Source organism: Nitratidesulfovibrio sp. D1 (genome assembly GCF_051133415.1).
Classification (GTDB): Bacteria; Desulfobacterota; Desulfovibrionia; order Desulfovibrionales; family Desulfovibrionaceae; genus Cupidesulfovibrio.
Map to the genome: position 1 here is coordinate 538,661 of NZ_JBPGNZ010000002.1, position 18,583 is coordinate 557,243.

Annotated in this window: 19 protein-coding genes; 13 read left to right on the forward strand and 6 right to left on the reverse strand. The window is 68.8% G+C overall.

Annotated features, from left to right (window positions below; translation table 11 throughout):
- Positions 1-55: 55 nt before the first annotated feature.
- Positions 56-1,522, reverse strand: coding sequence for a glycogen synthase GlgA (gene glgA / locus ACR4XJ_RS05450; protein WP_434754251.1), 1,467 nt, complete (start codon positions 1,520-1,522; stop codon positions 56-58).
- A 109-nt stretch (positions 1,523-1,631) separates the two neighbouring features.
- Complete coding sequence (locus ACR4XJ_RS05455; RefSeq protein WP_434754252.1) at positions 1,632-2,126, reverse strand: NUDIX domain-containing protein; 495 nt, start codon at positions 2,124-2,126, stop codon at positions 1,632-1,634.
- 142 nt (positions 2,127-2,268) lie between these two features.
- Between ACR4XJ_RS05455 and ACR4XJ_RS05460 the strand changes: the two genes are divergently transcribed.
- Positions 2,269-3,339, forward strand: coding sequence for a glycosyltransferase family 9 protein (locus tag ACR4XJ_RS05460; RefSeq protein WP_434754253.1), 1,071 nt, complete (start codon positions 2,269-2,271; stop codon positions 3,337-3,339).
- Between the two features lie 348 nt (positions 3,340-3,687).
- On the opposite strand, the gene ACR4XJ_RS05465 is transcribed toward ACR4XJ_RS05460, so the two are convergent.
- Complete coding sequence (locus tag ACR4XJ_RS05465; protein ID WP_434754254.1) at positions 3,688-4,323, reverse strand: L-threonylcarbamoyladenylate synthase; 636 nt, start codon at positions 4,321-4,323, stop codon at positions 3,688-3,690.
- Positions 4,324-4,460: 137 nt separating this feature from the next.
- Here ACR4XJ_RS05465 and ACR4XJ_RS05470 point away from each other — a divergent pair, with 137 nt between their 5' ends.
- Positions 4,461-4,928, forward strand: a complete 468-nt coding sequence (locus ACR4XJ_RS05470; RefSeq protein ID WP_434754255.1) for a 23S rRNA (pseudouridine(1915)-N(3))-methyltransferase RlmH — start codon at positions 4,461-4,463, stop codon at positions 4,926-4,928.
- A 13-nt stretch (positions 4,929-4,941) separates the two neighbouring features.
- Here the strand turns inward: ACR4XJ_RS05470 and ACR4XJ_RS05475 are convergent, their stop codons facing one another.
- The gene (locus ACR4XJ_RS05475) at positions 4,942-7,245 is read right to left on the reverse strand and encodes an STT3 domain-containing protein (protein ID WP_434754256.1); all 2,304 of its coding nucleotides are present in this window, start codon (positions 7,243-7,245) and stop codon (positions 4,942-4,944) included.
- Positions 7,246-7,550: 305 nt separating this feature from the next.
- Here ACR4XJ_RS05475 and ACR4XJ_RS05480 point away from each other — a divergent pair, with 305 nt between their 5' ends.
- Positions 7,551-7,769, forward strand: a complete 219-nt coding sequence (locus ACR4XJ_RS05480) for a hypothetical protein (RefSeq protein WP_434754257.1) — start codon at positions 7,551-7,553, stop codon at positions 7,767-7,769.
- 27 nt (positions 7,770-7,796) lie between these two features.
- On the opposite strand, the gene ACR4XJ_RS05485 is transcribed toward ACR4XJ_RS05480, so the two are convergent.
- A complete protein-coding gene (locus ACR4XJ_RS05485) occupies positions 7,797-8,519 on the reverse strand; it encodes a 16S rRNA (guanine(527)-N(7))-methyltransferase RsmG (protein ID WP_434754258.1) in 723 nt (240 codons plus the stop codon).
- A 300-nt stretch (positions 8,520-8,819) separates the two neighbouring features.
- Between ACR4XJ_RS05485 and ACR4XJ_RS05490 the strand changes: the two genes are divergently transcribed.
- The 8 genes from ACR4XJ_RS05490 to ACR4XJ_RS05525 all read left to right on the forward strand — a co-directional run bounded on the left by ACR4XJ_RS05490 (position 8,820) and on the right by ACR4XJ_RS05525 (position 16,392).
- Entirely contained in the window at positions 8,820-9,782 is a 963-nt protein-coding gene (locus ACR4XJ_RS05490) for an ACP S-malonyltransferase (RefSeq protein ID WP_434754259.1), read from the forward strand.
- Positions 9,783-10,107: 325 nt separating this feature from the next.
- Positions 10,108-11,763, forward strand: coding sequence for an arginine--tRNA ligase (gene argS / locus ACR4XJ_RS05495; RefSeq protein WP_434754260.1), 1,656 nt, complete (start codon positions 10,108-10,110; stop codon positions 11,761-11,763).
- Between the two features lie 25 nt (positions 11,764-11,788).
- Positions 11,789-12,616: an SPOR domain-containing protein gene (locus ACR4XJ_RS05500; RefSeq protein ID WP_434754261.1), complete on the forward strand. Its 828-nt coding sequence runs from the start codon at positions 11,789-11,791 to the stop codon at positions 12,614-12,616.
- A 116-nt stretch (positions 12,617-12,732) separates the two neighbouring features.
- On the forward strand, positions 12,733-13,536 hold the full coding sequence (locus ACR4XJ_RS05505; RefSeq protein WP_333507017.1) for an MlaE family ABC transporter permease: 804 nt from the start codon (positions 12,733-12,735) through the stop codon (positions 13,534-13,536).
- A gap of 15 nt (positions 13,537-13,551) precedes the next feature.
- Positions 13,552-14,373, forward strand: coding sequence for an ABC transporter ATP-binding protein (locus ACR4XJ_RS05510; protein WP_434754262.1), 822 nt, complete (start codon positions 13,552-13,554; stop codon positions 14,371-14,373).
- A gap of 55 nt (positions 14,374-14,428) precedes the next feature.
- Entirely contained in the window at positions 14,429-14,875 is a 447-nt protein-coding gene (mlaD, locus tag ACR4XJ_RS05515) for an outer membrane lipid asymmetry maintenance protein MlaD (protein ID WP_434754263.1), read from the forward strand.
- Positions 14,876-14,877: 2 nt separating this feature from the next.
- A complete protein-coding gene (locus ACR4XJ_RS05520; RefSeq protein WP_434754264.1) occupies positions 14,878-15,555 on the forward strand; it encodes an ABC transporter substrate-binding protein in 678 nt (225 codons plus the stop codon).
- A gap of 57 nt (positions 15,556-15,612) precedes the next feature.
- Positions 15,613-16,392 carry an MlaA family lipoprotein gene (locus ACR4XJ_RS05525; RefSeq protein WP_434754265.1) on the forward strand — a complete coding sequence of 260 codons (780 nt, stop codon included), beginning with the start codon at positions 15,613-15,615 and terminating at the stop codon, positions 16,390-16,392.
- 443 nt (positions 16,393-16,835) lie between these two features.
- On the opposite strand, the gene ACR4XJ_RS05530 is transcribed toward ACR4XJ_RS05525, so the two are convergent.
- Positions 16,836-17,153 carry a cupin domain-containing protein gene (locus tag ACR4XJ_RS05530; RefSeq protein WP_007522704.1) on the reverse strand — a complete coding sequence of 106 codons (318 nt, stop codon included), beginning with the start codon at positions 17,151-17,153 and terminating at the stop codon, positions 16,836-16,838.
- 309 nt (positions 17,154-17,462) lie between these two features.
- On the opposite strand from ACR4XJ_RS05530, the gene ACR4XJ_RS05535 reads away from it, so the two are divergent.
- Together ACR4XJ_RS05535 and ACR4XJ_RS05540 are read left to right on the forward strand one after the other, a co-directional pair.
- Positions 17,463-17,801: a LysO family transporter gene (locus tag ACR4XJ_RS05535; protein ID WP_434754266.1), complete on the forward strand. Its 339-nt coding sequence runs from the start codon at positions 17,463-17,465 to the stop codon at positions 17,799-17,801.
- Positions 17,791-18,396 (forward strand): lysine exporter LysO family protein, encoded by a 606-nt coding sequence (locus ACR4XJ_RS05540; protein WP_434754267.1) that lies wholly within the window; start codon positions 17,791-17,793, stop codon positions 18,394-18,396. Before ACR4XJ_RS05535 ends, ACR4XJ_RS05540 begins: the two co-directional genes overlap by 11 nt.
- The last annotated feature ends 187 nt before the right edge of the window (positions 18,397-18,583 follow it).

Consider the following 18,583-nt stretch of genomic DNA (forward strand, 5'->3'; position numbering starts at 1 on the left):
TGCGAAGGAGACGGGCCGGTACCGGGAGATGCCCGGTCCTTCCGGCGTGCGGATATCAGGAAAAGTCGAATCCCAGTTGCCTGTACAGGTTGACGTAGCTGCGCCCGGCCCGCTCCCACGAGAAGTCCTGGCGCATGGCGCGGGTCATCATGCCGCGCCAGCCCTCGGTGTCGTGTTCCCAGTAGTTCACGGCGTCCAGGATGGACTCCAGGAACAGCTGCGGGTCGGACCGCCCGAAGGTGAAGCCGGTGGCCTCGGGCGACGGCCACGGCACGATGGTGTCGCGCAGGCCGCCCACGGCCGTGGCCACGGGCGGGGTGCCGTAGCGCAGGGCGTACATCTGGGTCAGGCCGCAGGGCTCGTAGCGCGAGGGCATGAGGAAGATGTCGCTGCCCGCCTGGATGCGGTGGGCGAGGTCCTCGGTGTAGCCCACGATGGCGCACAGCCTGCCCCGGTAGGTCTCCATCAGGTCCAGCGCCCGCGCTTCGTGCGCGAGGTTGCCCTCGCCCAGGATGATCACCCCCACGTTGCGCTCCATGAGCCGGGGCACGATGTCCAGCAGCAGGTCGATGCCCTTCTGCCCGCGCAGCCGCCCGATGAAGCCCAGCACCGGCCGGTGGGCCAGTTCCGGCGCAAGGCCCAGTTCGTCCAGCAGGGCCGTCTTGCAGCGCTGCTTGCCCGCGAAGCCCTGCGGGTCGTCCGGGCCGTAGCGGCACGGCAGGAACTTGTCCTGGGCCGGGTTCCAGATGCCGTAGTCCGCCCCGTTGAGGATGCCGTGCAGCGCGTGCTGGCGCGCCTGGAGGATGCCCTCCAGCCCGCAGCCGTAGGCCGGTCCCAGGATTTCGCGGGCGTAGCTGGGGCTGACCGTGGTGACCATGTCGGCGTAGGCGATGCCCGCCTTCAGCAGGTTGAAGTCGCCCCAGAATTCCACCCCGTCCATGGCCCACGCCTGCGGCGGCAGGCCGCAGCCCGTGAACAGGCGCGAGGCGAACCGCCCCTGGAAGGCCAGGTTGTGGATGGTCATGACGCTGCGCGTGTCGGCCCAGAACGGGTCGGTCTGCCGCCAGAAGTGCAGGTAGGCGGGCACCAGCCCGCTCTGCCAGTCGTTGGCGTGCAGCACGGCGGGCGGTGTGCCCAGACGGCGCAGCAGCGCCATGACGGTGCGGCAGAAGAAGATGAACCGCTCGCAGTTGTCGAAATAGTCGCCCTTGTGGTCGTTGTAGTAGTAGCGGCGGTCGAAGTATTCGCCACGGTGCACGAAGTACACCTTCATGCCGTGGTAGTCGGCCTCGTAGACGTCGCAGGTGATGGGGTCCCACGGGTAGCCCACGTGACAGTCGGAAATGGTCAGGTGAATGCCGTAGTCCGCCGTGCGCAGGCGGCCGTAGAACGGCGTGATCACCGACGTGGGCACGCCCATGCGGTGCAGGGCCAGGGGCTGAGCGCCCAGCACGTCGCCCAGGCCCCCGCTTTTGGAGAAGGGATACATTTCCGAGGTGACGAAAACGACCTCACGTCGCATGATCGCGCGTTCCTCCCCTTGCGCGCGGCGTGGCCGCGCGGTGCGTTGCGCGCCGCCTGGCGCTTGCGTTCTGATCGTGCCGGGGCCGCGGGCCTGTCACCGGTCCGCCTCAGGCCCCTTCGCCCCTGCGCTCCGGGCAGGATGCCCGGCCGCGCAGCCAGTCGGCGATGATCTTCGCGTGGTCGAAGGCCATGGGGTGCGGCAAGTCGTCCGGCGCGAAGAACCGGGCGTCGGCCGCGTCATCTCCTGCAACGGGTCCCGTCACCGGGACGGCCCCGGTTCCGCCACGCACCCGCGCGGCATAGACCACGCTGAGGGTATGGTGGCGCGGGTCGCGCCCCGGTTCGGAATACACCCCCACGAGGCCGGTCAGTTCCACGTCCAGTCCGGTTTCCTCGCGGGCCTCGCGCACCGCCGCCGCCTCGGCCGATTCCCCGTAGTCGATGAACCCGCCGGGCAGCGCCCAGCCGGGCGGCTCGTTGCGCCGCCGGATGAGCACGATGCCCCGCCCCGGCTCGTGAATGAGGATGTCGACGGTGGGCGCAGGGTTGCGGTACATGACCACGGAACCGCCGCAGTGCGGGCAGGGGACGCGATGTTCCATTGTACTGGTCCGGGTTTCGGGCGTAACGATTGCCGGGCTGGCCGCAGGCTCCGCCTCGGCCCCCGCCACCCGCCGACGGGCCGGAACACCCCGTCCCGGAAGGCGGCGGATACGACACCACTTTCCCAGAATACGCGCAGAGATGAAAAGTGACAAGCTGATAGCCGTACACCACGGGGCGCTGGGCGACTTCCTGTGCGCCTGGCCCGCCCTGCTGGCGCTGGCGCGCGGCGTTGGAGACGCCCCCCGTCTGCTGTTCGCGGGCAACATGGAGCGCATGCGCTGGCTGGCCCCACTGGGCTACGCCCCCTGCCCCCCGGCCATGCGCCGGGCGCTGGAAGGGCTGTACGGCGATGCGGGCGAACCGGCGTGGCCGGACGGCCTGGCGGGAGCCGTTGTGGCCTGGTTCTGCCTGGACCACCTGCCGGTGGCCGCCCATCCGCGCATCGTGCCCCTGCCCTGCCTGCCGCCGGGGCCGAACGGCGGCGAAGAAGACAAGGGGGAACAGGGCAGGACCACGAGGGAAGCGGCCCCCACGCGGCACGTCACCGGCGCATTGCGGGACCGGCTTGAACGCGCGGGTCCGGCGGCCCTGCCTTGGACGCCCCGCTGGGACGCGGATTGGCACGGCACATGGCAACGATTGTTCGGCGGCTGGGAAGGCGCGGATTCGCGCACCGTGGCGCTGGCGCCCGGCGCGGGGCACCGGGCCAAGCAGTGGCCGCCGCAACGGTTCGCCGCCGTGGCCGGGGAACTGGCGAAGGCCGGGTACAATCCATTGTACGTGCTCGGTCCGGCGGAACTGGAGCGCGGCATGGCCCACGGCTCCCTGATGCCGGAAGGGTGCGAGATCCCGATGGTCACCCCGGCCGACCACGGCGAACTGGCCCGCGTGCTGCGCCGCGCGCGGCTGGTCGTGGGCAACGATTCCGGGCCACTGCATCTTGCCGCGCTGCACGGTGCGCCGGTGCTGGCCCTGTTCGGCCCGGCCCCCGCCGCCGCGTGGCGGCCGCACGGGGCCGTGGCGCTGACCAGCCCCCTGGACTGCGCGCCCTGCTCCGCCACCCTGCGCGTTCTCGGGTGCGGTTGGCGGAACCGTGGCGGGCAGGAGCGCGCCGACGTGGACCGGATGCCGGAGGCGGCCCCGTGCATGGACGCCATCACCGTGGACGCGGTGCTGGACGCGGCGCGGGCGCTGCTGGAGACGCGGTGACGGATGCGCGCAAAAGAAAAACCGGCCCCACACCCCTGTAGGACCGGCTCTCTGCAAAGAAAGGAAGGTGATCAAGCTACAGCAAGCGGTGTGCCAAGGCGCGAATACGGGATGACCGGGCATGCCCGGCCTTCTCGGCCAAGACATACTCCACTGTTTTCACTGTATTTCACGGCACACGCACGGCCAATTCACCGCGCAGGCCGTTTGCACAATCAGTTCAACTTTTTTGCCGCGTCCTGTGCCGCCGCCGCGCAACGCCTGTCCGGCGCGGTCTTGCGGCTCCTTTTTCCGCCCAAGGGCCTCGGAAATTTTTTGTACTGACCCGGTAGGGAATCCCCCAACCGATCACTCCACCGCATACCCGGCGTCGCGCAGGGCCTGCACCGGAACGGCCCCGGCCCGCAACACCCGCAGACGGGGCAGGCCGGCAGCGGCACCGCCGCCGCCCCCATCCAGCACCTCCACCAGCGTGGAGGGCAACCCGCCGGGCGGGGCGGGGGGCAGGTCCAGCACCCCGGCCACTTCCACCGTCAGTTCGGGGTCAAGGTCGGCCACGCGGGTCACGGCGGGCCTGCCGCTGATGTTGGCGCTGCTGGCCACCAGCGGGCCACCGGCCAGCAGGCACAGTTCACGGGCCACGGGGTGCGGGGTCAGGCGCACGGCCACGCGCCCCGTGCCGCCGGTGAGCGGCGCGGGCACACCGGGCGCGGCGGGCAGCAGCACGGAAAGCGGCCCCGGCCAGAACCGCCGGGCCAGCCCTTCCGCCACCGGGTCCATGCGGGCGGCCACCTGCGCCAGTTGGTCCACGTGGCCCGCGATAACCGGCAGGGCCAGCCGGTGGACGCGGCGCTTCACCCGGTACACCTCGTCCACGGCGCCGGCATGGGTGGCCAGGCAGCCCACCCCGAAAAAGGTCTCGGTGGGGAACACCACCACCCGTCCCGTGCGCAGCAGCGCGGCCGCATCGTCCATGTTCAGCATGACGCAATCCGTTGTTGGATCAGGCAGCGAAAAGGAAACCGGAGCATCGGGCCGGATGCCGCGCCGCGCGGCGCGCCTTGCCCCCCGCTCCGCTCCGGGATAGACCATGGCCGGAAACGCACGCACCCGGAGGTTTCGTGAAATCACTGCGCCTTCTGGCGGTGGGCAAGCTGAAGACGCCGTTCTGGCAGCAGGCCGCCGCGCACTACATGGAACGGCTGCGCCACACCTGGCGCGTGACCGAAACCCTGGTCCGCGACGGCGACGCCGCCCTGCCGCCCGCCAGACGCAACGCCGACGAAGGCGCGCGCCTGCTGGCCGCCCTTGGCCCCGCCGACATCGTGGTGTGTATGGACGAACACGGCAAGGCCCACACCTCGCGCGAGTTCGCCGCGCTGCTGGACCGGCTGACGGAAAACGCCACGGCCGTGCCGTGCTTCGTCATCGGCGGCGCCTACGGGCTGGACGCGGCCGTGCTCCAGCGGGCCGCCCTGCGCGTGTCCCTTGGCCCCATGACCTTCCCCCACGAGATGGCCCGCGTGGTGCTGCTGGAACAACTGTACCGCGCGGATTGCATCCTACGCGGCTCGCCTTACCACCACTAACGGCATCGAGCCATCACAACACTTCATAGACGCGCGTATGCACGTTGTCGAACACCAGCTTGAAATAGGGCGTGAAGCGCGGGTCCTCGGGTGACGACAGCAACAGTTGCACCATCAGCGTGTTGTACATGTCGTCGTCGATGACCAGTTTGTCGCCGGTGGTGCGGTTGAAGATGAAGTGCCGCCCGTTGAACCGGAAATACATCTGGCGTTGCAGGCCGGTATCGTCGAATACGTCGATGGATTCGGCGTACACCGGGTCCATGTTCTGCACCAGCACCACGCCGTTCTCCATGCTGAACTGCAACGGCTTGCTGATGGAGGCGATCTGGTAGCCCCGCCCTTCCCTGGCCAGGAAGTCCCAGCGGCCGTAGGTGGTTATCCAAAAGCCCAGGCGCAGCATGTCGAAGCTGACCACCAGGTACTGCCTGCCCTGCGCGGCGACGAGCGGCTCCTTCCGGGCGGCCAGCTTGCGCATCAGGTCGTCGGCGTCGTGGTTGTTCATGCCCTCGAAGACGTTGCCGGGAATGTTGCCCTTGCTGGCCGCGTACTTGATGAGTTGCCGGGCGAAGCGCGGATTGTCCGAGGCGTACACGGCGGCGGGCACGAACAGCGAAGGCCCGCCGTGGCTGGCACCGTCGGCGATGGTCGAGCGGTGCGCGAAATGGTGGGTGGAATAGCCCCAGTCCCACCAGTTCCAGATCATGGAATCTTCCGGCGTGTTGGTGCGCAAAAACTTCAGTGCCGCCGCGTGCCGCTTGTTCAGGATGGGTCCCTGGGTCATGGCCGGGATCACTTCCAGATACGGCGCGCCCAGCAGCGTGAGCAGCACGGCGGAAACCAGCAGCCGCCCGGCGGTGCGGTAGAAATTGTCGCGCAGCACCAGCCCCGCCAGCCAGTGCACCGGCATGCAGATGCCCAGCGCCATCACCGGCGCCCCGAACATCACCATGCGCCCGCCCAGCTTGATGGACAGGAAGGCCAGCACCGCCAGCGGCAGGTGGAACAGCGCCGCCGGACGCGCCACCAGCGCCACGCCGAATCCGGCCAGTCCGGCCAGGGCGGCGGGTATCCACGGATGGAAATAGGCCAGCACCTCGGCCACCGAAAGGTCCTGCACCTCGATGATGCTCTGGGCCACCGAGGGGTAGACCAGCACGTCGCCGTCGGGCTGGGCCACGGCGTCGCCCGCCCGCTTGATGTAGCTCTGGGCGGAGCGCAGCATGGTCTGGAACACCTCGGCGTCGGCCACCAGCCACAGCACCACCAGCCACAGCGCGGCATGCACCACCCGCCGTTCGGCCAGCGCCCGCAGGAAGGGCCACGGCCCGCGCAGCCCCACCGCCAGCAGCGCCGCCCCGGCAAAGCCCGGCCAGCCGCCCAGCATGGGCAGGGCGTACAGCAGCCCGCCCACCATCAGGTCCGCCCGACGGCCGCGCCTGCCGAAGACCACGGCCAGGCCGGGCACCAGCAGCGCGTAGTAGCGCACCAGATACGGAAACATGGAATGCCATTCCTGCGACCACCAGCCCAGCAGGCCGCTGCACAGCAGCACCGCCATCCAGCGGGGAGCCAGGGGGTCGTCGCCGTCATCGGGCGTGGCTCCGCCACCTGCTGTCGGCGCTGGTCCGCGCCGCAGCCGCCGGTACAGCGACACGGCCATCCCCGGCAAGGTACGCAGGCGCGGAGCCAGCCACAGCCCCGGTCCCAGCCCGGCCACCAGCGCGAACAGCAGGGTCACCAGGTCGGTGTCGCAGTAGCCGAGCAGGGTACGGGCCAGAAAGCCGGGCGCCAGCGAGGCCAGCACCCCGGCGCACAGCCCGGCCTCCATGCCGCCCAGCGCGGCGGCCCAGGCGAACACCGCCACCGCCAGCAGGCTGCCCATGACCGGCGGCAGCCAGAAGCCCACCTCTCCCGACGTGGAATGGGTCAGCAGGGCCACGTAGCGCACCAGTTCGGACATGGGATGCCCCGCGCCGAACTCGAAGCCGTCGGCCCCCGCCGTCCAGTGATAGGCGTCGTGGGTGGCCAGCAGGTATTCGCCGTCCAACTGGTATTCCGGGGTCTGCCAGGCGGGGTATTCCAGCATGCGCATGGCGAAGGCCGTGCAGAAGGCCAGCAGGCCCAGCAACACGGCGCGCCCGCCCGGCGAACACAGCGCGGCGAGAGCGGCGCGCAGCATGACGGCGGGGGACCGCCCCGCCGGGGGGCGTTCCCGGCCGTCCCGTGAAGAAGTGCCTTCGCCGTTGCTCCCGGATTCCGGGTGGTCGGCGCAGGAGGCGGCGAGGGGGGATGTTTCGGGCGCGTGCACGCTCATGGCTTCCTGCCGTGAAAAAGGGCTGCGGCCCGTGGACCGCGCAGGGGGGATATACGCGAAACGGCGGCGCATCGCCAGCGGGGCCGGATGCGGCAAAGGTGGGGACAACCGCTTCACCTGCGCCGCGAAATGCGGTAGAGCACTGCGCGAACCGAACATCCGCGCGGGCTGCCGCCCGCCCGAACCGCCAGGCCCGTGCGCACGGGCGCGTCGTTCAGACGCCCCTGGACACCCGCGCATTGGGCCGCGCGCCGCCACCACACCGCACCGCCGGGCCAGCCCCGTCGGCCCATGGAGACGCCGCCATGCTGAACATGAAGTATCTCGACGAACTCGAGGAATACCTGACGTCGGAACGCCTGGAGGACGAATTCGAATATTCGCCCGAGGAACGCCGCCACGAAATCCTCGAATTCCTCGAACGCCTCATGGACGTGGCGGACAAGGCCGACGCCGCCGCCACCAGACTCATTTTCCGCAAGTCGCAGCTCGGCGCGCTGATGGGCAACCCGCCCGAAAAATAGCGCTGCCGGGGCCTGCCCTGTCCGGCCTCAGGCCAGCGCCAGCGCCCACAGGTGGCGCATGGTGGCCTCGGGTTCCGCACCCTTCCCCGCCGCGCCGCCGCCCCGGCCTTGCACTCCGTGCGGCGGCGGAGCCTGCACCGCATATTCCGCCCGCGCCGCCACCCGCCAGCCGGGGGGCAGGCTTGCGGGCGCGCCTTCGTTGGCCAGAAACACCACCACCCCGCCGGGGGCCACGTGGCCGCGCACCAGTTCCAGCACCTCCGGCCAGGGCAGGAAGGCCCGGCTCACCACGCAATCCGCCTTGGGCCGCGTGGGCATGAACTCCTCCACCCTGCCCCGGAACACCACGGTGCCCGGCAGGGGATGGCGCGCCAGCACGTTGGACAGGAACAGGGTGCGCTTCTCGCGCGCATCCACCAGATGATAGATGCCCACCTGCCACACCGCACGCAGCGGAATGCCCGGCAGCCCGGCCCCCGCGCCGAGGTCCCAGGTTTCCGGGGCTTCGGGCAGGGGCAGCGAACGCAGGAAGCGCGCCAGGTGCAGGCTGTCCACGATCAGGGTGCGGAAGGTGGCCTGCCAGGTGCGCGTGCCCACCAGGTTCATGACCCGGTTCCACTTCATCAGCAGTTCCAGATAGCCCGCCAGCACCGCCTGGGCGGCCTCGGGCGTCTCGTCGGGCGCAAAACCGGCCTCGGCGCACAGCCGGGCCAGTTCCTTCAGGGATACGTGGACTTCAGCGGGGGGCATGACATCTCCTCCGGACACGGGAACTGGCGGCCTTGTAGCCGCCCCTGCGGATGCTGGCAAGCACCGGCCGCTTTCCATACCATGCCGCGCGGGCGAAAACGACAGCACCACTTGCGTCGGCGCGCGTGTTTGACTATGCAGCGAACGGGCGACGCACCCGCGCGGCATCGCCGCCGCACCGTCCTGAGCGGGCCTGAGCGGGCCTGAGGGGGGTGGAACCGCGTCCGCCCCGCGCACGATACTGCACACCCACCGGCCGGGACACGCCCGGCGCCATTCCTACGTCTGGAGCGACACCGAATGAACCGTACCGACCTCGCCATTCTGTTCCCCGGCCAGGGCTCGCAGGAACCCGGCATGGGCCGCGACGTGGCCGACGCCATGCCTGAGGCCATGGACCTGTGGAAGAAGGCCGAACGCGCAAGCGGCCTGCCCCTGCGCGAAATCTACTGGGACGGCGGCGACGAGAAGGCCATGGCCGATACCCGCAACCTCCAGCCCGCGCTGACCGCCGTCAACCTGTCCCTGTGGCTGCGCCTTGCCGGGCGCGTCTCCCCGGCCTGCACCGCCGGGCACAGCCTGGGCGAATACGCGGCGGCCGCCGCATCCGGCGCGCTGTCCGTGGACAGCACCCTGGAACTGGTGGCCCTGCGCGGCCGCCTGATGTCCGAGGCCGACCCCGGCGGCAAGGGGGCCATGGCCGCCGTGCTGAAACTTTCGCTGGCCGACGTGGAGGCCGTGGTGGCCGAGTCCGCCGAGTCCACCGGCCAGATGATCCGCATCGCCAACTACAACACGCCGGGGCAGCTGGTGCTGTCCGGCACGCGCGACGCCATCGCCGACGCCGCCGCCAGGGTCAAGGACCGCAAGGGCCGCGCGCTCGTCCTGCCCGTCAGCGGGGCCTTCCACAGCCCGCTCATGGACGAGGCCGCCAGGGAACTGGCCAAGGCCATGCGCACGGCCACCTGGTCGCGCCCGCGCTTTGCCGTGTACTGCAACGTCACCGGCCAGGCCGTCACCGACGGCGAATCGCTGCATGAGGTCATGACCCGGCAGATGACCTCTTCCGTGCAGTGGATCGGCACCGTGACCAACCAGTGGAACGCCGGGGTGCGCCGCTGGGTGGAGGCCGGTCCCAAGGGCGTGCTGACCAAGATGGTGGGCCCCATCCTTGCGGCTTCCAATGTGCCCGCCGCGCCGGAAGGCGGCTGGACCGCCGAGGGCGCGGGCAGCCTGGAACAGGCCGACGCCCTTACGTTCTAGCCCCCGCGCATGGACATTCCACGGGCCGGGTGTGCGCATGCGCACCCGGCCCTTCGCGTGCGGCGCGCCGGTACCGAGCGTCCCGGCGGCTTTGCAGTCGCGCCGATTTCTGGTACACGACCCACCTTGGACCAAACGCCCCCGCCATGGCGGCATCCATTCCGCGCACGGCGACCTTATCCTGATGTGGCCCATACGTGGGCCTGACGCGGCCGGGACGCCCCTGCCGCGCGCGGAATCCGGGCCAGTCCGGCGCGCGCCCCCTTCGGAACGGCGACGCCCACGCAGTCATTCATTCCAAGCCAACAGGAACACCATACATCACATGCGCGCACGTCAGCAGTTGCTGGCCTCCCTTCAGGCCATCGTGAAGGACATGGGGCTTTCCTGGCCCGAAAAGGCCACCCTCGAACCGCCCCGCGACAAGTCGTTCGGCGACCTTGCCGCCAACATCGCCCTGGTGCTCGCCAAGGACGCAGGCGTGCCCCCGCGTGAACTGGCCTCGCGCCTTGCCGGCGCCCTGCGCGATTCCGACCCGGCCATCGCCTCGGTGGACATCGCCGGGCCGGGCTTCCTCAACGTCACCTACTCGCCCGATTTCTGGCGCGAAACCGTGCTGCACGTGGAGGCCGCGGGCGAACGCTACGGCGCGACCAACGTGGGCGCGGGCCGCAAGGCGCAGGTGGAGTACGTGTCCGCCAACCCCACCGGGCCGCTGCACATCGGCCACGGACGCGGCGCGGCCCTGGGCGACTGCCTGGCGCGGGTGATGCGCTTCGCCGGGTATGACGTGACCACCGAATACTACATCAACGACGCCGGGCGGCAGATGCGCCTGCTGGGCCTTTCGGTGTGGCTGCGCGCGCTGGAGCTTTCCGGCCGCCCGTTCACCCTGCCCGAGGACTTCTACCGCGGCGACTACATCAAGGACATCGCCGCCGAGATGCTGGCGAAGGATCCCGGCCTGGTGGACCTGCCCGAGGCCGAAGGCCAGGACCGCTGCTTCGAATACGCCATGAACTCCATCATGGACGGCATCAAGCAGGACCTGGCCGATTTCCGCGTGGAGCATCAGGTGTGGTTCTCCGAGCTTTCCCTGGTCCGCGAGGGCGCGGTGGAAAAGACCTTCGAACGGCTGAAGCAGGCGGGCCTCGCCTTCGAGCAGGACGGCGCGCTATGGTTCCGCACCACCACCCTCGGCGACGACAAGGACCGCGTGCTGCGCAAGTCCGACGGCACGCTGACCTACTTCGCCTCGGACATCGCCTACCACGACAACAAGTACGACCGGGGCTTCGACCTGGTCGTGGACATCTGGGGCGCCGACCATCACGGCTACGTGCCGCGCATGCGCGCCGCCGTGGCGGCCCTTGGCAAGCGGCCCGAGCAGTTCGACGTGATCCTGGTGCAACTGGTGAACCTGTTGCAGGGCGGCGAGCAGATCGCCATGTCCACCCGCGCCGGGCAGTTCGAAACCCTGCACGACGTGGTCAGGGAAGTGGGCGCCGACGCCGCGCGGTTCATGTTCCTTTCGCGCAAGAGCGACAGCCACCTGGACTTCGACCTGGAACTGGTGAAGCAGCGCTCCATGGACAACCCGGTGTACTACGTGCAGTACGCCCACGCCCGCGTGCGCGCCGTGCTGCGCAAGGCGGCGGAGCGGGGCATCGCCCTGCCCGACCGGGTGGGCGCGGCGGCGCTGGCCCCGCTGGCCCTGCCGGAGGAACTGGACCTGCTGCGCCTCATCGACCGCATGCCGGACACCCTTTCCGCCGCCGCCGAAGGGCTGGCCCCGCACCACGTCAGCTTCTACCTGATGGAAGTGGCGGGCGCCCTGCACAGCTACTACGCCAAGGTGCCGGTGCTGAACGCCGACGGCGCGGAAACCATCGTGGCCCGTCTGGCCCTGCTGCGCGCCGTGGGCCGGGCCGTGGCCAACGGCCTGAATCTGCTCGGCGTCGAAGCGCCCGAGGCCATGTAGGCGCGCCGGGGCGCGGGAACCAGGCATGGCAGCACCCAGACAAGGGCAGCCCGGACACTCCGGACAAGGGGCGAAGGATGGCGGACGCAGGAAGGGCGTCTACACCATCAACGTCACCCTGCCCTCGCTCATTTCGGCGGGCATCGTGGCCATCATCGGCTTCGGCTGGGTGTTCGTGCTCGGCGTCATCGTGGGACGCGGCTACAACCCGGAGGAACGCCTGGGCATCGACCGCATCATGCCCAAGCCCGCCGTGAACGCCTCGCAACCCACCCCCATGCCCGGCGGCGTGTTCAAGCCCGAGGAACTCCAGTTCATGGATTCCCTGCGGGCCAAGCCCGCCCCCATATCGGGCAATGCGGGCGTGTCGGTGAACGCCACGGAAATCGTGGCCAAGGGCGGCAGGAAGGACCAGAAGCCCGATCCGAAGCCCGATCCGAAGAAGGACGCCAAAACGGATTCCAAGCCGGATTCCCGGACCGCCCAGAAACCCGACGCCAAAAAGGACGGCAAGAAGGCCCCCGCGACCGCAGCCTCCGCAGCGGCCGCTCCAAAGAACGCCAGGGACGCCAAGGCTGCGGAAACCAAGCCCGCCGACGGCGAACGCTTCGACTACGTGTACCAGGTGGCGGCCTACAAGACGGCGGACCCGGCCAACGCCCTGAAGGCGAAGCTGGAGGCGTCCGGCATCAAAGTGCGCCTTGATTCCTCGGTGGAAAACGGCGTGTCGTGGTACCGCCTGAACGCGCTGTTCCGGGGCACGCCGGAAGACACGCGCCAATTGCGCGCCGCGCTGTCCAAACACGGCATAGACAAGGTGATTCTGCGCAGCAAGACGCCGGTTTCCCGATAGGGCTGCCTTGACGGCATGTTGCGACGGGACTAGCATGTAAGGATGTGAAGACACCGGGAACGGGCAGGCGCCACTCGCCCCGCCCTTCCAACGCCCGCCCGCCGGGAGATAACACCATGAGCACAGGCCCCAACATACTCGCCCCCGTCACCGCCCTTGGCGCGGCCACCCTGCGCCTGCTGGGCGAGATGGGCGCCATGTTCCTGTTCCTGGCGGACGGCCTGCGGCTCATCTTCGCCTCGCCCAAGCAGATTCCCAAGATCCTGAACCAGGTGTTCGTCATCGGCTCCAAGTCGCTGTTCGTCATTCTGCTCATCGGGGTGTTCACCGGCATGGTGCTGGGGCTGCAAGGCTACTACACGCTGGTCAAGTTCGGGTCCGAAGGGCTGCTGGGCGCGGCCGTGGCCCTTTCGCTGATCCGCGAGCTGGGCCCGGTGCTGACGGCCATCATGGTCACCGGCCGGGCCGGGTCGTCCATGGCCGCCGAGATCGGGGTCATGCGCATCACCGACCAGATCGACGCGCTGGACGTCATGGACATCAACCCCATGGCCTACCTGGTGGCCCCGCGCATCGCCGCCTCGCTCATCTCGTTCCCGCTGCTGACGGCGGTGTTCGACGTGGTGGGCATCCTTGGCGGCTACGTCACCGGGGTCACCCTGCTGGGCATCAACGAGGGCGTGTACTTCTACCGCATCGAGTCCAGCGTGGAGATGGCCGACATCACCGGCGGCTTCATGAAGTCGCTGCTGTTCGCGGTCATCGTGGCTACGGTAAGCTGCTACCAGGGCTATTTCACCCACATGCGCCGCGACGGCGTGGGGCCCGAGGGCGTCAGCAATTCCACCACCTCCGCCGTGGTCCTTTCGTGCGTGTTCGTGCTGGTGGCCGACTACGTGCTGACCTCGTTCCTGCTGTAAGAAGAGACCACGGCCATGCGCGCGACTTCCGGATGGGACATACGGCTTGACGGCCTCACGGTGGGCTACGGCGACCACGTGGTGCTGCGCGACGTGAACGCGCTGCTGCCCGCGGGCGAAATTTCCATGATCATCGGCGGCTCGGGCTGCGGCAAGTCCACCCTGCTGCGCCACGTGCTGGGCCTGCAACGGCCCATGGCGGGCACCCTTTCGGTGGGCGGGCGCGACCTGTTCGCCCTGCACCGGCGCGACTTCCGCAAGGTGCGGCGGCGCATGGGCGTGCTGTTCCAGGACGGCGCGCTGCTGGGTTCGCTGACCCTGGGCGACAACGTGGCCCTGCCCCTGCGCGAGCACACCGGGCTGCCGAAGGCCACCATCCGCCAGATAGTGCTGCACAAGCTGGCCCTGGTGGGCCTGGCCGACTACGCCGACTACTACCCCAACCAGCTTTCCGGCGGCATGCGCAAGCGCGCGGGCCTGGCGCGGGCCATCGTCATGGACCCGCCCATCCTGCTGTGCGACGAGCCCACATCGGGCCTGGACCCGGTCAACGCCGCGCGCATGGACCACCTGCTGCTGGACATGCGGGCCAATTTTCCCGGCATGACCATCGTGGTGGTCAGCCACGACCTGCGCAGCCTGGACGCCATCGCCGACTACGTGCTCATGCTGCACGACGGCACCGCGGCCTTCGCGGGGCCGGTGGACGCGCTGCGCGCCACGCAGGCCCCCTACGTGCGCAGCTTTCTGGACCGGCGGGCCGACGAGGACCAACGGGCGGACGTGACGCTGGCGCCGGAGGTGCAGCAGGCCCTCGACGCCTGGCTGGACCGCTGACGGCGGCCGGGGACATACGGTAACAACAGCCCCCAACGGATACGGGAAGGGCATCATGAAGAAGTATTCGCGAGAAACATCGGTCGGCATCTTCGTGCTCGTCGGACTTTTGTGCGTCGGCTACCTCACGGTAAAGCTGGGGCGCATGGAACTGTTGTCCGACAAGGGCTACACCGTGCATGCCCGGTTCAGCTCCATCACCGGCCTGCGCGTGGGCGCGGAAGTGGAGATAGCGGGCGTGCCCGTGGGCCGCGTGGCGGCCATCACGCTCGCGCCGGACAAGCCGGTGGCCATGGTCAGCCTGCGCATGAAGGAAGGCGTGCACCTGACCGACGACGTCATCGCCTCGGTAAAGACCAGTGGCCTCATAGGCGACAAGTACATCAAGCTCTCTCCCGGCGGGTCGGAAGACCAGTTGGGCGAGGGCGACGAAATCACGGAAACCGAATCGGCCATCGACATCGAATCGCTGATCAGCAAGTACGTGTTCGGGGGAGTCTAGCCATGCCCATCCGCACAGTTATGCGCGGCGCGGCCCTTGCCGCGCTGCTCGTCACCGTCCTTTCCTGCTGGACCGGCGCGGCCCTGGCCGCCGCCGACAGCGCGGGCGCGGCCCGCGAAACGCTGAAGGCGTCCGTGGACCGCATCCTCGGCATCGTCAAGCAACCGGGCTACACGGACCCGGCCCAGCGCCCCGCCCTGATGGACAAGGTGGAGGACGAAATCCGCCATATCTTCGATTTCCGCGAGTTCTCGGCCCGCACCGTGGGGGTCAACTGGCGCTCGTTCACCCCCGACCAGCAGGACCGCTTCGCCGAGGCGTTCGCCTCGCTGCTGCGGGCCACCTACCTTGAAAAGTTCGACGGCTACAGCGGCGAACAGGTGCTGTTCACCGGCGAACTGGTCAGCGGCAAGGGCGACAAGGTCGAGGTCCAGACCACCGTGGTGATCAAGGACAAGCAGGTGCCCGTGGCCTACCGCATGCTCCAGAACCGCCAGCAGAGCTGGGTGGTGTACGACGTGATCATCGAGGGCGTGAGCATGGTCAAGAACTACCGCACCCAATTCCAGGACCTGCTGGAAAAGGGCACCGCCGACCAGCTCATCGAGCGGGTGCAGGCCAAGGCCGAGGAAGTGCGCAAGCAGCCCGCCCAGCCAGCCCAGTCGGGCCAGCCCGGCTAGCCGGATCGGACCGCGCCCGGCGCACGCACCATGAATCCGCTCCCGGAGGGAGTTTCCATGCCCGCAGGTTCGTTCCGCATCACAATCGCGCTGTACACGGCATGCCTTGCCTGCACCCTGCTGCTGGCCCCGGCGGCCGCGCGCGCCGACACGCCCGCCGAAGGCGCGCAGCATGCCCCGCCCACCATTTCCGCCGATCTCGACGACTACGACACCGGCAACGAGGACATGGTGCCCGACCCGCTGGAGGGCTGGAACCGCATGTGGTTCGCCATCAACGACGCGCTGCTGCTCAAGGTCGTCAAGCCGGTGCACCAGGGCTACGTGGCCGTGACCCCGGACGAACTGCGCAGCGGGGTGCGCAACTTCTTCCACAACCTGGCCTTTCCCCTCCGCTTCCTGAACTGTCTGTTGCAGGGCAAGCCCATGGAGGCCGGGGTGGAGATGGGCCGGTTCATCATCAATTCCACCGTGGGCATGGCCGGGTTCATCGACGTGGCCAAGAAGGACAAGCCCATCGTGGAGCCGGACAAGGAAGACTTCGGCCAGACCCTGGGCGTATGGGGCGCGGGCGAAGGCTTCTACATCGTCTGGCCGGTCATCGGCCCCAGCACCCTGCGCGACAGCGTGGGCCTTGTGGGCGACTACTTCGCCGACCCGTTCGGCTACATGGTGGACGACGACGTCACCTACTTCGCGGGCCGGGCCTACGGTGAGTTCAACAAGGCGGACGAGACCATCTCCAGCTACGAGGCCGTGACCAAGAGCGCGGTGGAACCGTACACCTCGGTGCGCAACGCCTACATCCAGTTGCGCCGCGCCAAGGTGGCCAAATAGCCGGATCGGCCCGCTCCCGGAACCAATGAACGACAAAGGGAGGCCCCGATGGGGCCTCCCTTTTTTCATTGCCGGCGGCGTTCGTACATGACCCGAATGCCGGGAAGGACGGTTTGCTCCTAGGGGCTGTTTCTAAATTAGGATTTTCGTTCGTTGGCAAGGAAAACAAGCCTGCCATGAGGGAGTATGCCTCAGCCGTTGGGCGAGCTTGCGAGCCTTACGGATGGGGACCGCAGCGCGCTCTTATCGTATTCGACCGAGCCTTAGCCGTTAGGTGAGCGCGTAGCGCGAATCTTACGGATAAGGACAGCAAAGCCATGGCAGGCGAAGTTTGACCGCGTTGCGCACGATGGCCGTAAGGCTCGCAAGCTCGCCTAACGGCCACGCTTCGCGCCCTTCGGGTCGGTCCGCCAACGGGCGAAAGGACTATTTAGAAACAGCTCCTAGATGGGAGGGGCGATGACTACGACAACCCGCATCTCGGTCTTGGCCCGCACGCCGTGGGGCACGCGGATTTCCGAGACCAGCATGTCGCCCTGCTTCGCCGGGATGGCCGCGCCGTCCGCGCCCAGGAATTCGCCCTCGCCCTCGATGACGGTGATGGCCAGTTCGCCGTCGATGTCGTGGCTGTGCACGGGCAATTCCTGCCCGGCCTTGAAGTTGAAGTTGATGATCTTGAAGTTTTCCGAATCGTGCACCAGATTCATGGCGAACCCGGCGTCCTTGAAGGTGCGCATGTCGTCAAGGCGGATGTGGCGCATGGCGGTCTCCCTGTCGTTACGGTTCGTTACAAGCTGGCGGACGGGCCGCCCGTGGTGTTCCGGTTGCGGGGCGGCGGTGCTTCCTTCGCCCTCGCCCGCAATATAAGTCCGCGGCGCGGGAACGGACGTGACGCGCATCACGGGCGGTGCGTTTTTTTCGCTGTTTCCCGCGTCCGGGCGGCCTCCGGCACGGGTTGACACTACGGTACGGGCAGGCTACCGCTGGCCTTTCCCTGAAACGGCGGCCCGTTGCCGCGCATCATCGGCGCCATGCCCCGGCGGGACGGCGCCGCGCAAGGATTCTGTTTCATGATCGTCGAAATCGGCTGCATCGCCGTGGGCGTGCCCGCGGGCTACCTGTTGCGCGCGCGCCCGGCCGTGGTCGGCGCGGTGGACCGGCTGACCACCTGGTCCATCTACGCGCTGCTGTTCCTGCTGGGGCTGTCGCTGGGCTCGGACGACGCGCTGGTGGCCCAGGCCGGAGACATCGGCCTGCGGGCCGTGGTCATCAGCATGGCCTCGCTGGCGGGCAGCGTGGCCGCCGGGTGGCTGTTGCAGCACGTGCTGCTGCGCGGCGCGCTGGACGGGCCGAACGCCCCCGCCGCGTCCGCCGCATCCGCCACTCCGGGGGCGGGCCATGAAGGGTAGCCTGATCATCCTCGGCGTCTTCCTGTCCGGCGTGCTGCTGGGCAGGCTGGACATCATTCCCCGTGCCGACCAGGCGGGCGGGCTGGCCTCGTGGGCGCTGTACATGCTGCTGTTCGTGGTGGGCATGGGCATCGGGTTCGACACCCGCTCGTTCCGCATCCTGCGCGAACTGCACGTGAAGGTGGCGCTGGTGCCGCTGTTCGTGGGCATCGGCACCCTTGGCGGCTCGCTGGCCGCCTGGGCCCTGCTGGGCGACATGCCCCTGCGCGACGTGCTGGGCGTGGGCGCGGGCTTCGGCTACTACAGCCTGTCCAGCATCATGATCACGAAGATGGGCGACGCGGCCCTGGGCTCCATGGCGCTCATGGCCAACATCTCGCGCGAACTGGCCACCCTGCTGGCCGCCCCGCTGCTGGTGCGCCTGTTCGGCGGGCTGGCCCCGGTCATGGCGGGCGGGGCCACCAGCATGGACACCAGCCTGCCCGTCATCGCGCGCTTTGCCGGAGAGCGCTACGGCATCATCGCCGTGTTCAGCGGCATGGCGCTCACCGTGGCCGTGCCCATCCTGGTGACGGCCATCTTCACCTGGATGTAGGGCACGCGCGCGCGCCCCGCGCGGGGGGCGGAAAATCCCGGCCCGGCCGCCCCTTTCCGGCAAGTGGTGACAAATGTGTCAATCATGTCGCCGAGGTCTGGCGTTTTCTCACTCATTCATTGACAATCTGCTCACCTATGCTCCAGAAAGGGGAGTCCGTCCGTCACACCAACCACTTGTCCAGAGG

Bases quoted from the DNA above. Each gene is read 5' to 3' on its own strand.
- glgA (WP_434754251.1), bottom strand. From the start codon at position 1,522: ATGCGACGTGAGGTCGTTTTCGTCACCTCGGAAATGTATCCCTTCTCC.
- ACR4XJ_RS05455 (WP_434754252.1), bottom strand. From the start codon at position 2,126: ATGGAACATCGCGTCCCCTGCCCGCACTGCGGCGGTTCCGTGGTCATG.
- ACR4XJ_RS05460 (WP_434754253.1), top strand. From the start codon at position 2,269: ATGAAAAGTGACAAGCTGATAGCCGTACACCACGGGGCGCTGGGCGAC.
- ACR4XJ_RS05465 (WP_434754254.1), bottom strand. From the start codon at position 4,323: ATGCTGAACATGGACGATGCGGCCGCGCTGCTGCGCACGGGACGGGTG.
- ACR4XJ_RS05475 (WP_434754256.1), bottom strand. From the start codon at position 7,245: ATGAGCGTGCACGCGCCCGAAACATCCCCCCTCGCCGCCTCCTGCGCC.
- ACR4XJ_RS05480 (WP_434754257.1), top strand. From the start codon at position 7,551: ATGCTGAACATGAAGTATCTCGACGAACTCGAGGAATACCTGACGTCG.
- ACR4XJ_RS05485 (WP_434754258.1), bottom strand. From the start codon at position 8,519: ATGCCCCCCGCTGAAGTCCACGTATCCCTGAAGGAACTGGCCCGGCTG.
- ACR4XJ_RS05490 (WP_434754259.1), top strand. From the start codon at position 8,820: ATGAACCGTACCGACCTCGCCATTCTGTTCCCCGGCCAGGGCTCGCAG.
- argS (WP_434754260.1), top strand. From the start codon at position 10,108: ATGCGCGCACGTCAGCAGTTGCTGGCCTCCCTTCAGGCCATCGTGAAG.
- ACR4XJ_RS05500 (WP_434754261.1), top strand. From the start codon at position 11,789: ATGGCAGCACCCAGACAAGGGCAGCCCGGACACTCCGGACAAGGGGCG.
- ACR4XJ_RS05505 (WP_333507017.1), top strand. From the start codon at position 12,733: ATGAGCACAGGCCCCAACATACTCGCCCCCGTCACCGCCCTTGGCGCG.
- ACR4XJ_RS05510 (WP_434754262.1), top strand. From the start codon at position 13,552: ATGCGCGCGACTTCCGGATGGGACATACGGCTTGACGGCCTCACGGTG.
- mlaD (WP_434754263.1), top strand. From the start codon at position 14,429: ATGAAGAAGTATTCGCGAGAAACATCGGTCGGCATCTTCGTGCTCGTC.
- ACR4XJ_RS05520 (WP_434754264.1), top strand. From the start codon at position 14,878: ATGCCCATCCGCACAGTTATGCGCGGCGCGGCCCTTGCCGCGCTGCTC.
- ACR4XJ_RS05525 (WP_434754265.1), top strand. From the start codon at position 15,613: ATGCCCGCAGGTTCGTTCCGCATCACAATCGCGCTGTACACGGCATGC.
- ACR4XJ_RS05530 (WP_007522704.1), bottom strand. From the start codon at position 17,153: ATGCGCCACATCCGCCTTGACGACATGCGCACCTTCAAGGACGCCGGG.
- ACR4XJ_RS05535 (WP_434754266.1), top strand. From the start codon at position 17,463: ATGATCGTCGAAATCGGCTGCATCGCCGTGGGCGTGCCCGCGGGCTAC.
- ACR4XJ_RS05540 (WP_434754267.1), top strand. From the start codon at position 17,791: ATGAAGGGTAGCCTGATCATCCTCGGCGTCTTCCTGTCCGGCGTGCTG.